Source organism: Streptomyces hebeiensis (assembly GCF_052983195.1).
Genome location: NZ_CM129812.1, coordinates 2,338,554 through 2,351,551 on the forward strand (window position 1 = coordinate 2,338,554; position 12,998 = coordinate 2,351,551).

General features: G+C 72.1%; 7 protein-coding genes and 1 pseudogene. 5 read left to right on the top strand and 3 right to left on the bottom strand.

Translation table 11 applies throughout. The features are described 5' to 3' along the window. The first annotated feature begins 23 nt into the window (after positions 1-23). From ACU6P3_RS09980 to ACU6P3_RS10000, 5 genes are all read left to right on the top strand, one after another. A complete protein-coding gene (locus tag ACU6P3_RS09980) occupies positions 24-665 on the top strand; it encodes a hypothetical protein (RefSeq protein ID WP_447196809.1) in 642 nt (213 codons plus the stop codon). 303 nt (positions 666-968) lie between these two features. Next, complete coding sequence (locus ACU6P3_RS09985) at positions 969-1,622, top strand: class F sortase (RefSeq protein ID WP_447197831.1); 654 nt, start codon at positions 969-971, stop codon at positions 1,620-1,622. Between the two features lie 312 nt (positions 1,623-1,934). Then, positions 1,935-4,676 carry a nitrite reductase large subunit NirB gene (gene nirB / locus ACU6P3_RS09990; protein ID WP_447196810.1) on the top strand — a complete coding sequence of 914 codons (2,742 nt, stop codon included), beginning with the start codon at positions 1,935-1,937 and terminating at the stop codon, positions 4,674-4,676. Next, the gene (gene nirD / locus ACU6P3_RS09995; protein ID WP_447196811.1) at positions 4,673-5,137 is read left to right on the top strand and encodes a nitrite reductase small subunit NirD; all 465 of its coding nucleotides are present in this window, start codon (positions 4,673-4,675) and stop codon (positions 5,135-5,137) included. The genes nirB and nirD overlap by 4 nt, the downstream gene beginning before the upstream one ends. A 186-nt stretch (positions 5,138-5,323) precedes the next feature. Beyond that, positions 5,324-6,487, top strand: coding sequence for an alkaline phosphatase PhoX (locus tag ACU6P3_RS10000; RefSeq protein WP_447196812.1), 1,164 nt, complete (start codon positions 5,324-5,326; stop codon positions 6,485-6,487). A gap of 134 nt (positions 6,488-6,621) precedes the next feature. Here ACU6P3_RS10000 and ACU6P3_RS10005 read toward each other — a convergent pair. From ACU6P3_RS10005 to dusB, 3 genes and pseudogenes are all read right to left on the bottom strand, one after another. Then, positions 6,622-7,749 (bottom strand): annotated as a pseudogene (locus tag ACU6P3_RS10005) (ArsR/SmtB family transcription factor); the annotation flags it as partial. Positions 7,750-8,447: 698 nt separating this feature from the next. Then, a complete protein-coding gene (gene ppdK, locus ACU6P3_RS10010; protein WP_447196813.1) occupies positions 8,448-11,225 on the bottom strand; it encodes a pyruvate, phosphate dikinase in 2,778 nt (925 codons plus the stop codon). A 555-nt stretch (positions 11,226-11,780) separates the two neighbouring features. Continuing rightward, positions 11,781-12,971: a tRNA dihydrouridine synthase DusB gene (gene dusB, locus ACU6P3_RS10015; RefSeq protein ID WP_447197832.1), complete on the bottom strand. Its 1,191-nt coding sequence runs from the start codon at positions 12,969-12,971 to the stop codon at positions 11,781-11,783. Positions 12,972-12,998: the final 27 nt, after the last annotated feature.

Sequence of the window (12,998 nt, forward strand, 5' to 3'; positions counted from 1 at the left end):
CACCTTCCCCGGGAGGCTCCCTCATGCAGACCCCTGCCCGCCTGCTGACCACGACCGCACTGGCGGCCGCGTCGATAGCCCTGGCCCCCGTGAACGCCTCCGTGGCGTCCACGGGGGCGCCCACCCGCCCCGGGGACCGCGGGGATCTGGAGCTGTCGCCGCGGACCGCACGCCCCGGTGACACCGTCACCGTCAGGACGGCCGCCTGTGGCAGGAACGGGCGTGGCAGGGGGGTCGCGGAATCCGTCGGCGACGGGGAGTTCCGCCTGGCCCCCCGCAAGCGTCAGGAGACGGCCAAGCACCTGGAGACGGGCAAACCCCCGAAGGCGGACAGGCCCGCGGAGACGCGCAGGCATCCGGAGCCGGGCAAGCCCCCGGAGACGGGCAAGCACAAGGGGGAGTCGGCGGAGGGGCGGTTCCGGGTACCGCGGTACGCCCGGTCCGGCTCGTTCCGTATCCGGGTGAGGTGCGACAACGGCAGGCGGGCGGAGGGCACGCTCCGTGTGGAGCACGCCGGTCCGACCGGTCATGTCAGAACCGGTGCGGGTGGCAGTGTCGCGCCCGGCACCGCCAGGATCGCGGCGGGCACGGCCGTTCTGGCCGCGACCGCCGCCGGCGGGACCTGGCTCCTGCGCCGCCGGGCGAGCGGCGCGCAGGACAGCTGAGCGGCCGGTCTCCACGGCCCGGCCCCGCCTCCCGTCCCCGCCCCGTCACGCTTCTCACGCTGACCGGGCGGGGACCCCTCCCGACAGGACCCGCACCGCATGCACGACAGCGAGCGCACCGGCAGACGCGGCAGAGGTGACACCGATGGACACGGCGGCGGCCGCACCAGCGGCAGCTCCGGCGGCGACGGGCGCGGCAGCGGCGACAGGCGCGGCAGCGGCGGCTGCAGCGGCAGCACCGGGGCCCGCACCGGCAGGGGCGGGGCCCGCACCGGCAGGGGCGGTCTCAGCAACGGGGGCTGGCTGGTGTGTATCGCCGCCTGCGTCGGAATCTGGCTGGTGCGGACCGGCGCCGAGCCGCCGGCCCCGCCGCAGCCGTCCCCCGCCCAGGCGTTCACGACCGGTCCCGGACGTCCCACGGAGCCGGCCGCCGATCCCCTGCCGCCCTCCGCTCCCGTCCGGCTGCGCATCCCGCGGATCGCGGTGGACACCCCGCTCGTGGGGCTCGGCCTGGCGTCCGACGGCAGTCTCGACGTCCCTCCGGCGACGGACCGCAACCTCGCGGGCTGGTACCGGGACGGCACGCCTCCCGGCGCCCGGGGCACCGCTCTCGTCGCCGGCCATGTCGACACCACCCGGGGCCCCGCCGTCTTCTACTCGCTCGGCACGCTCGCAAAGGGCCACCGCATCGAGGTGACCCGACGGGACGGCAGGACGGCCGTCTTCTCGGTCGACGCGGTCGAGGTGTACGAGGCGGACGCCTTCCCCGACCGCAAGGTGTACGGCGCCGCGGAACGCGCCGAACTGCGGGTGATCACCTGCGGAGGCGGTTTCTCCACGAGGACCGGCTACCGGGGCAACGTGGTCGCCTACGCCCATCTCGTCGCCGCGCGCCCCGCGAGCGCGCCGCCCGGCAGCCCCGGCCGCGGCGCCCGCGATCCCGCCGTCCGCCACTGACGTCCCCGGGACCTCACCCGACGGGCCCTCACATCGCGGGCCTTCACACCGGCGACCCCTCACATCCCCGGTCCGGGAGCGCTGAGGGCAGCGTTCCGTACGGGAAACGGGCGCGATGCGGACGGGTAACAGCCATCGCTCAGGGTTTCGGACATGACCTGAGAACCGCGACCGGACCGCACCCACCGGCCTCGCCCCCGCCGTCCCTCTCCTCCGCCGCTTTCGCGTCCGCAGACCCACGCCCGCACCCGCACCCGCATACGCGCCGGGCCCTGTGCCCCGTGCCCCGCTCTCCCGATGGAGGCTCCCGAGATGACCGACACGTACCGGACGCCCGTCCCCACGATCGTGGTCGTCGGCCACGGCATGGTCGGCCAGCGTTTCCTGGAGGCCCTCGCCGAGCGGGACGTGACCTCGCGGGCCCGCGTGGTGGTGCTCTGCGAGGAGCCCCGCGCCGCCTACGACCGGGTGGCTCTGACCTCGTACTTCTCCGGTCGCACGCCCGACGATCTCACCCTGGCCGAGCCGGACTTCATGGCGCGCCACGGCATCGAGCTGTATCTGGACGACCCCGCCGAGACCGTCGACCGGGCCACGCGCACGGTCGTCTCGCGGGCGGGGCGCGTCTTCACCTACGACACGCTGGTGCTGGCCACGGGCTCGTACCCGTTCGTGCCGCCCGTGCCGGGCAAGGACGCCACCGGCTGTTTCGTCTACCGCACCATCGAGGACCTCCTCGCGATCGAGGAGTACGCGATGACCGCGCGCACCGGCGCGGTGGTCGGCGGCGGGCTGCTCGGGCTGGAGGCGGCGGGCGCGCTCAAGGGGCTCGGGCTCCGGACGCACATCGTGGAGTTCGCGCCGCGCCTGATGCCCGCCCAGGTGGACGAGGGCGGTGGCGCGGCCCTGCTGCGCACCATCGAGGAGATGGGGCTGACCGTCCACGCGGGTGTGGGCACGCAGGAGGTGACGACGGACGCCGGAGGCACCGTCACCGGCATGGCGCTGTCGGACGGCTCGGTCCTCGACACCGACCTCGTGGTCTTCTCCGCCGGTGTCCGGCCCAGGGACCAGCTCGCCCGCGACTGCGGGCTGCGCGTCGGCGAGCGCGGCGGCATCGCGGTCGACGAGCACTGCCGTACCTCCGACCCCGCCGTCTTCGCCATCGGCGAGTGCGCGCTGGCGGCGGACGGCAAGGTGTACGGGCTGGTGGCACCGGGCTACGAGATGGCCACGACCGTGGCGGACGTGCTCGCCGCCGGGATCTCCGCGCCGGCCGGAGCCGCCGGGATCTCGGCGGCCGGAGCGGCCGGGATCTCGGCGGCCGGAGCGGCCGGAGCGGACATGGCCGCGAGTGGGACGGACACGGCCGCGAACGCTCCGGCCACGGAGGCCGGCACAACGGGCCCGGCCGACGACGCGACCGACGCGGCCCTGGCCGGCGTACGCGGCTTCACCGGTGCCGACATGTCGACCAAGCTCAAGCTGCTGGGCGTGGACGTCGCCTCGTTCGGTGACGCGCACGGCGCGGCGCCCGGCTGTTCGAGCGTCATGTACGCGGACGCGCGCGCCGGTGTCTACAAGAAGCTGGTCGTGGATCCGGACGGCACGCTGCTCGGCGGGGTCCTCGTCGGGGACGCCGACGCCTACGGGATGCTGCGGGCGATGACCGGTTCCGTACCGCCCGTACCCGCCGAGCAGCTGGTCCTGCCGGCCGGCGCCGGCGCGGCGGTCGAGCTGGGCCCGGCCGCGCTGCCCGACGACGCCGTGATCTGCAGCTGCCACAACGTGACCAAGGGCGCGATCTGCGCCTGCTCCTCCCTCCCCGAGGTCAAGAAGTGCACCAAGGCCGGGACCGGCTGCGGAAGCTGTGTGAAGGTCATCGGCCAGCTGCTGGCGGCGAACGGCTCCGGGCCCGCCGACAAGGGACTGTGCGGCTGCTTCCCCTACACCCGCGGCGAGCTGTACGAGATCGTCCGCACCCTGCGCGTCACCTCGTACGCGACGCTGCTCGACTCCCACGGCCGGGAGGAGGCGCGCGGCGGCGACGGCTGCGAGATCTGCAAGCCGACCGTCGGTTCGATCATCGCCTCGCTCGCGCCCGTGCTGGGCGTCAGCGGCTATGTGCTGGACGGTGAACAGGCCGCCCTCCAGGACACCAACGATCACTTCCTTGCGAACATCCAGCGCAATGGATCGTATTCGATCGTTCCGCGGATCCCTGGGGGCGAGATCACGCCGGAAAAGCTCATCGTGATCGGCGAAGTGGCCCGGGACTTCGGCCTCTACACGAAGATCACGGGCGGGCAGCGGATCGACCTGTTCGGCGCCCGCGTGGATCAGCTGCCGATGATCTGGACCCGGCTGGTGGACGCGGGCTTCGAGTCGGGACACGCGTACGGGAAGTCGCTCAGGACGGTCAAGTCCTGCGTGGGGCAAACCTGGTGCCGCTACGGCGTCCAGGACTCGGTCAGGATGGCCATCGACCTGGAGCTGCGCTACCGGGGGCTGCGCTCCCCGCACAAGCTGAAGTCCGCGGTGTCGGGGTGCGCCCGGGAGTGCGCCGAGGCGCGCGGCAAGGACTTCGGGGTGATCGCCACGGCGAACGGCTGGAACCTGTACGTCGGCGGCAACGGCGGCGCCGACCCGCGCCACGCGGACCTGCTCGCGCAGGACCTGTCGGACGCGGAACTGGTGCGGCTGATCGACCGGTTCCTGATGTTCTACATCCGTACCGCCGACCGGCTGGAGCGCACCTCGGCCTGGCTGGAGCGGATCGAGGGCGGGCTCGACCACGTACGGGACGTGGTCGTCCACGACTCTCTGGGGCTCTGCGACGAGCTGGAGCGGATGATGGCCGCGCACGTGGCCGGATACCGCGACGAGTGGGCGGAAACGATCAACGACCCCGACCGGCTGCGGCGGTTCGTGTCCTTCGTGAACGCCCCGGACGCGCCGGACCCGTCGGTGAAATTCGTGCCCGAACGCGATCAGGTGAAGCCGGATCTGACATTTCTCCCGCTGGAAACGCTGGAAGGGGCGACTGCGCGATGACCGCGACGACAACATCGATGACAGATCTGGTCACGGACCGGAGGACCGACACGGAGGCCGGGAACGCCGGAGCCGCCGTGGACGCCGACACCGGGGCCCACGGCACGGGAACCGTGGAACTGCGCGTGGGCGAGGACTGGGTCACGGTGTGCGAGGTGTCCGTGCTGACCCCGGGCCGGGGCGTGGCGGCGCTCCTGCCCGACGGCCGTCAGGCGGCGGTGTTCCTGGACCGGTCGGGCCGGCCGTACGCGGTCTCCAACCAGGACCCCTTCACCGGCGCGTACGTCCTCTCGCGCGGGCTGCTGGGCAGTGCGCCCGGCACGGGGCCCTTCGTCGCCTCGCCGCTGCTGAAGCAGCGCTTCGACCTGTCGACGGGCCGGTGCCTGGACGACGACGCCGTCACCGTCCAGGTGTACGGGACGCGCATACGGGCCGGGGAGCCCGCCGCCCTGACGGCCTGACGCCGTGGTGACAGCCGTCACGGCCGCCCCACCCGGCCGTGACGGCGGCACGGGCCCCGTGCGTACCAGCCATACCGACACCGGGCATTCAGGCGTCGGTCACACGGATGCTCTACGCTCCCCCGGCGTGCGATCCCGCGGCGCCACCCGGCCCCGCGGGCGGCTCCCACACCCCTGGAGCGACCAGTGGAACGTCGCAATTTCCTGCGTGGAGCGGTCATCGGCACCTCGGCAGCCGCGTTCGGCGGCACCCTGTGGCGCGGCGCGGCCCTCGCCTCACCCGCCCAGCCCGGCACGGGCCCGTACGGAGCGCTCGGCGCGGCGGACGCCAACAGCATCCGGCTGCCCGCGGGCTTCACCAGCCAGGTGATCGCCCGGTCCGGGCAGCGGGTGCCCGGCACCTCCTACACCTGGCACAACGCCCCCGACGGCGGTGCCTGTTACCCGGACGGCACCGGCTGGATCTACGTCTCGAACTCGGAGATCAACCCCTCCGGGGGCGCGAGCGCGATCCGCTTCTCCTCGACCGGCTCGATCACCGCCGCGTACCGGATACTCTCCGGCACCCGCCAAAACTGCGCGGGCGGCAGAACACCCTGGAACACCTGGCTCTCCTGCGAGGAGGTGGACCGCGGGTACGTCTACGAGACCGACCCGTGGGGCGTGAACGCGGCCGTGCGGCGGGACGCCATGGGCCGCTTCAAGCACGAGGCCGCGGCGGCCGACCCCGTCCGCCGCACGGTCTACCTCACCGAGGACGTCCCCGACGGCTGCTTCTACCGCTTCACGCCCACCACGTGGGGCGATCTCTCCTCCGGCCGGCTGGAGGTGCTCGTCGCCGGTACCGGCACGAGCGGCCCGGTGAGCTGGGCGCCGGTCCCCGACCCGAGCGGCGCCGACACCGCGACCCGTGACCAGGTGTCCGGAGCCAAGCGCTTCAACGGCGGCGAGGGCTGTCACTACGCCGACGGCACCTGCTGGTTCACGACCAAGGGCGACAACCGGGTGTGGCAGTACAACGCCGCCGCCGGGACCATCGAACTGGCCTACGACGACTCGCTGGTGTCCGGCTCGGCACCCCTGACCGGTGTCGACAACGTCACCGGCAGCGCCTCCGGCGATCTCTTCGTCGCGGAGGACGGCGGGAACATGGAGATCTGCGTGATCACCCCCGACGACATCGTGGCTCCGTTCCTGCGGATCGGCGGCCAGTCCGGCTCGGAGATCACCGGACCGGCCTTCTCCCCCAACGGCACGCGGCTCTACTTCTCCAGCCAGCGCGGTACGGGCACGAGTTCGTCGGGGGGCATCACGTACGAGGTGACCGGCCCCTTCCGCACGTCTGCGTAGGCACCGCCGTCGCCGTACGTACCGTTCCCGTGGGCGGCGCTGCCATGGGAGGCGTTCCTGTGCGCGCCGTTCACGTTCCCCTCGCCGTTCGCGCTGCCCGCGTACGCACTGTCCGCATACGCACCGGCCCCGTCGGCGCCGCCCCGTAGCAGGGCGGCGCCCAGCGGTGTGAGCGTGTGCAGGACGGCGTTCCCGCGTCGCAGGGTGACGACGAGTCCCGACTCGCGCAGGACGCCCGCGTGCTGGCTGGCCGAGGCGAGCGACACCCCTGTCCTGCGGGCCAGTTCGCTGGTGGTGCAGCCGTGTTCGATGGCCCGCAGGACGGCCGAGCGGGTCCGCCCCACCAGCCGGCCCAGCGAGGGCCCCGGACGCTCGACGGTGGCGGGCGCGTCGGAGTGCGTGATCGGGTAGACGAGCACGGGCGGCAGCCGCGGATCCCGGTGCACGACGGCGGTGGAGCGGCAGAAGAACGAGGGCTGGAGGAGCAGCCCCCGCCCGTCCAGGCGCAGTTCGCGCTCGACCGGGTAGTCCGCCTCCAGCACCGGGGCGCGCCAGCGCAGCATCGGCGGCAGCGTGGCGAGGAGTTCGTCCGCGCCGCCGTCCAGAAGGGCCCGCCCGCGCAGGGTCCGGTCCGCTTCCGTCCTGGCCCGGATGTACGGCCAGTACGGCTCGACGGCGGCGCGGTGGTACGTGCGGAGCGCGTCGACGAGCGGGGCGAGGGCGTCCGGACCGTCGTCGAGGAGCGGCGCGAGGGTGACGGCGAGACGCCTGCCACGGCCGCCGCCCCCACGGGCCGTCCCCGCGTCCGCGTCCGCACCCGTACCGGACATGACCGGCACCGACTGGGCCAGGGCCGCCGGCCGTGGTGCCCCCGCGTCCCGGCGCGCCGCCCGGGAGCGCCCCGCGGCCAGCAGGGCGAGCTCGGCGCGGACCCGCTCGGGCGGTGTGCCCCGTACGGCCTCGAGCCCCGCCTCCAGGGCCGCCGCACGGCCCGTCGGCTCGGGTCCGTGGCCGGGTGCGGCCCGCGCGGGCGCCGGTGTCAGAAAATCCGGGAAATAGCCGCGCTGAGGAACGAGCGCGGAGAGCAGAAGTGTTTCACTTTTCAACCGGGCACGGGTTTCCCGGCGCCATTCCCCGAAGACGAGCGGGCCGCGTCGATCCCGTATTCGATGAAAGCTCAGAATCGTTTCCCACAGCGGGTCGGGTCCGGTGGCCGTCCTGAGCCCACCGAGGTCCTTATCCGTGAAATGAATACGCAGCATCCAGTCCCCACCTGTGCCTCCACCATCTCCCCGATCAATGAGTATGCATGCCATCACACCCGGTTACCACGGTGTTTCGGCCACAGTTGAAACGGGTCGCGGAGGTGGGCCCGGACCCGAAAAGCTGTACCGCGTCGGGCATGAAACCCGAGACGACCGAAAGGCGCGCGAAGGCCGTGGGGGGCTTTGCGGGCCCGGCGGCGGTCGGTGACGGTTGCGGCTCCATGTCCGGCCCGCGTAATGGGGGCGCGGCTCGTCGGGTGGGGATCCGCGAGTCGTGCCCCCGCGGTTCACGGCGCGGCCTTCCGCTCGGCGTTCCGCGTGGCCTTCCGTGCGGTTTGTCTCCGGAGCCCACGGGCGCGATGTGGCGCAATTCCGTGGAGCGCGATCGGGAAACATGTCAATGCCGACGCGTGGACGGACGCCATATTCGGTCACCGTCCCGGACCGCGCGCCCCCGCCGACGCGCCTCGTCGGCCCCACCCCCGTGGGCGGCAGACGGCGAGCGGACAGCGCGGGCCCGCGCGCACGGCTCGAAGGCGGGCGCACAGCGCGAAGGCGGGCGCCCCGCACAAGGCGCCCGCCCTTTCCGCGCCGCAGCCGCCGACCGGGGGCGGTGAGGGTCGAAGAGCCCCGCGGCGGCTCCGGTGTCCGCACGGCGCCGGGCCCCGGCGCCACCGCGAACGGTGACTCGCAGACTACCGTGCGTCGCTACCTTGCGACCGTGCGGCCGCCCGGCCCGCCTCCAGCCGCGCCACCGGGATCCGGAACGGTGAGCACGAGACGTAGTCCAGACCCACCTCGTGGAAGAAGTGCACCGAGTCCGGGTCGCCCCCGTGCTCCCCGCACACCCCCAGCTTCAGCCCCGGCCGCGTGGCCCGGCCCGCCTCGACCGCGCTCCGCACCAGCGAGCCCACTCCGTCCCGGTCGATCGTCTCGAACGGCGAGACGCCGAAGATGCCCTTCTCCAGGTAGGCGGTGAAGAAGCTCGCCTCCACGTCGTCACGCGAGAAACCCCAGACCGTCTGCGTGAGGTCGTTCGTCCCGAACGAGAAGAACTCCGCCGCCTCGGCGATCTGACCGGCCGTCAGCGCGGCCCGCGGCAGCTCGATCATCGTGCCGAGCGCCAGCTTGAGTTCCGTACCGGTGGCGTGCTCGACCTCGGCGATGACCTGCTCGGCCTCGTCCCGTACGAGTTCCAGCTCCTGGACCGTACCGACGAGCGGGATCATGATCTCGGCGCGCGGGTCGCCCTTGGCGTTCTTCCGCTCGGCGGCGGCTTCCGCGATCGCCCGCACCTGCATGGCGAACAGCCCGGGGATGACCAGGCCCAGCCGGACCCCGCGCAGTCCGAGCATCGGGTTCTGCTCGTGCAGCTTGTGCACGGCCTGGAGGAGGCGCAGGTCGTTCTCGTTGTGGTCCTTGCGGGCCTCGGCGAGCGCGACCCGTACCGACAGTTCCGTGATGTCGGGCAGGAACTCGTGCAGCGGCGGGTCCAGCAGCCGGACCGTCACCGGCAGCCCGTCCATCGCCTCGAACAACTCGATGAAGTCCTGCTTCTGGAGCGGCATCAGGGCACCCAGTGCCACCTCACGCTCCTCGTCCGTGTGGGCGAGGATCAACTTCTCGACGAGTTCGCGCCGCTCGCCGAGGAACATGTGCTCGGTGCGGCACAGCCCGATGCCCTGCGCGCCGAAGCGACGGGCGCGCAGCGCGTCCTCGGCGTTGTCGGCGTTCGCGCGCACCCTCAGCCGGCGGCGGCGGTCCGCGTACGCCATCATCCGGTGGACGGCCTCGACCAGTTCGTCCGCGTCGTCGGCGCCCGCGTGCATCCGGCCCTCGAAGTACTCCACCACGGGCGACGGGACGACGGGCACCTCACCGAGGTAGACCCGTCCGGTGGAACCGTCGATGGAGACCGTGTCGCCCTCCTCGACGACCCGCTCCCCCACCGTCAGCCGGCGCGCCTTCGTGTCGACCTCCAGTTCCTCCGCGCCGCAGACGCACGTCTTGCCCATGCCGCGCGCGACGACGGCCGCGTGCGAGGTCTTGCCGCCGCGCGAGGTCAGGATGCCCTCGGCGGCGATCATCCCTTCCAGGTCGTCGGGGTTGGTCTCGCGGCGGATGAGGATGACCTTCTCGCCGGAGCGCGACCACTTGATCGCGGTGTACGAGTCGAACACCGCCTTGCCGACGGCGGCACCCGGCGACGCGGCGATCCCGCGCCCCAGCAGCTCCCGCTCGGCCTCCTCGTCGAAGCGCGGGAACATCAACTGCGCGAGCTGCGCCCCGTTCACGCGCTGGAGCGCCTCCGCCTCGTCGATCAGCCCCTGGTCGACGAGCTGGGTCGCGATCCGGAAGGCGGCCCCGGCGGTGCGCTTGCCGACGCGCGTCTGGAGCATCCACAACTGACCGCGCTCGATGGTGAATTCGATGTCGCACAGATCCCGGTAGTGCGTCTCCAGGGTCTCCATGATGGCCAGGAGCCGGTCGTACGACGTCTTGTCGATGGTGGCCAGTTCGGCGAGCGGGACGGTGTTGCGGATGCCCGCGACGACGTCCTCGCCCTGCGCGTTCTGGAGGTAGTCGCCGTACACGCCCTGATGACCGCTCGCCGGGTCGCGCGTGAAGGCCACGCCCGTACCGGAGTCGGGGCCGAGGTTGCCGAAGACCATGGAGCAGACGGTGACGGCGGTGCCGAGGTCGCCGGGGATGCGCTCCTGACGGCGGTAGAGCTTGGCGCGGTCGGTGTTCCACGACTCGAAGACGGAACGGATCGCGAGGTCCAACTGCTCGCGCGGGTCCTGCGGGAAGTCGCGGCCCGTCTCCCGGGAGACGATCTTCTTGAACCGTTCGACCAGCTTCCTGAGGTCACCGGCCGCCAGATCCACGTCGGTGGCGGCCCCCTTGGCGCGCTTGGCCTCCTCCAGCGCGTCCTCGAAGAGGTCACCGTCGACGCCGAGCACGGTCTTGCCGAACATCTGGATGAGCCGGCGGTACGAGTCCCAGGCGAAGCGCTCGTCACCGGCCTGCTCGGCGAGACCCTCGACGGAGCCGTCGGAGAGGCCGACGTTGAGGACGGTCTCCATCATGCCGGGCATGGAGAACTTGGCCCCGGAACGCACGGAGACGAGCAGCGGGTCGTCCGCCTGACCGAGCCGCTTGCCCATCTTCCGTTCCAGGGCGTCGAGATGGGTGCTCACCTCGTCGCGCAGGGCGGGCGGTTCCGTACCGCTGTCGAGGTAGATGTTGCACGCCTCGGTGGTGATGGTGAAGCCGGGGGGCACGGGCAGCCCCAGGTTGGTCATCTCGGCGAGGTTGGCGCCTTTGCCACCGAGGAGGTGCTTGAGGTCCTTGTTGCCCTCGGTGAAGTCGTAGACGAACTTCCGTGTTCCCTCGCGCTGTCGGGACTCGTCACGCGACTCTTCACGCGCTGATCCGGAGGTGGGTACGTGAGGATCTTGGTTTTCCGACACGGTCTCGACTCCTCGACGACGCGGTGGCTGCCCTGGTGGCGAGGAACATACCCAGATCGAAGGTGAGTGGGTACGTCCACTTGCCTGTCATACGGCCTTAACCACCCGTCCGCCACCGGATCGAATGCCGGCGGCGCGGAGTTGACGTATCACGGTTCTTTCATCACTCGAAGCGGTCATGACCCAGACATGACCAACCCTGCTCACCTGAGCGCGATACTCGGCATGTGAGTTCAAGACTTGAAGGAATAAGCGGCGGCACCGCGTGCCACCACTTTCGGAAGCTCACCTCACCCACGATCCGCTCATCTGAGCAATACCTCTCTCAAGGTGGCGAGAATCACGTGGCGAGTGGGCGCCAATATGCCCGCGCGTCCCAGCATGCGGACAGGTTCGCCCGGGGTGGGGCGCCGCCAAGGCGGAGGGGACGGTCGTCACCGGGGCGGGGCACCGCCAAGAGGGGCGCCCCAGCAGAAGGGGGCGCCGCCGTCGCGCGGCTGCCCCCGTCCGGCCCCGCCCGGCCCCGTCCGCCCGCGTCCGCGCGGCTTCGCGCCCTCAGCCGCCCGAGGTGTCCAGCTCCGCGTCCGCGCCGATCCCGGCGCAGTCGTACGGGTCCTTGAGCCAGCCGTCCGGCAGCACGACCCGGTTGTTGCCCGACGTGCGTCCGCGCGGCCCGTCCGCGCCGTCCGGCCACGGCTGGCCGAGATCCAGCCCGGCCATCAGCTCGTCCAGCTCGTCGAGGGAGGAGGTGACCGCGAGCTGCTTGCGCAGCTGGGACCCGACCGAGAAGCCCTTCAGGTACCAGGCCACGTGCTTACGGAAGTCGATCACCCCACGGGCCTCGTCCCCGATCCACTCCCCCAGCAGCTCGGCGTGGCGCCGCATGACGCCGGCCACCTCGTTCAGCGTGGGCCGCACCGCCGTGCCCGTACCGCCGAAGGCCGCCACCAGGTCCGCGAAGAGCCAGGGCCGGCCGAGGCAGCCACGTCCGACGACCACGCCGTCACAGCCGGTCTCGCGCACCATCCGCAGCGCGTCGTCCGCCGACCAGATGTCGCCGTTGCCGAGCACCGGAATCTCCGGAACGTGCTCCTTGAGCCGCGCGACGGCGTCCCAGTCGGCAGTCCCGCCGTAGTGCTGCGCGGCGGTCCTGCCGTGCAGCGCGATCGCCGTCACCCCCTCGTCAACGGCGATGCGTCCGGCATCCAGATAGGTGATGTGATCGTCGTCGATGCCCTTGCGCATCTTCATCGTGACGGGCAGCGACCCGGCGTTGGAGACCGCCTCGCGCAGGATCGCCCGGAGCAGGGGCCGCTTGTACGGGAGGGCGGAGCCGCCGCCCTTGCGGGTCACCTTGGGCACGGGGCAGCCGAAGTTGAGGTCGATGTGATCGGCCAGGTCTTCGTCCACGATCATCTGGACGGCCCTGCCGACGGTGACCGGGTCCACCCCGTACAACTGGATCGAGCGCGGCGTCTCACTCGCGTCGAAGCGGATGAGCTGCATGGTCTTCTCGTTGCGCTCGACCAGTGCCCGGGTCGTGATCATCTCGCTGACGAACAGCCCCTGGCCACCACTGAAGTCCCGGCACAGCGTCCGGAACGGCGCGTTCGTGATCCCGGCCATGGGTGCGAGCACCACCGGCGGCGTGACGGTGTGCGGGCCGATGGCGAGCGGCGCGACGGGCGCGGACGTCGCGGGCGCGTCCTCGGTGGCCGACGCGGGAGCGTTCTCGGCGGCCGGCATGCGAGCGTGCTCGGTGACGGACGCGGG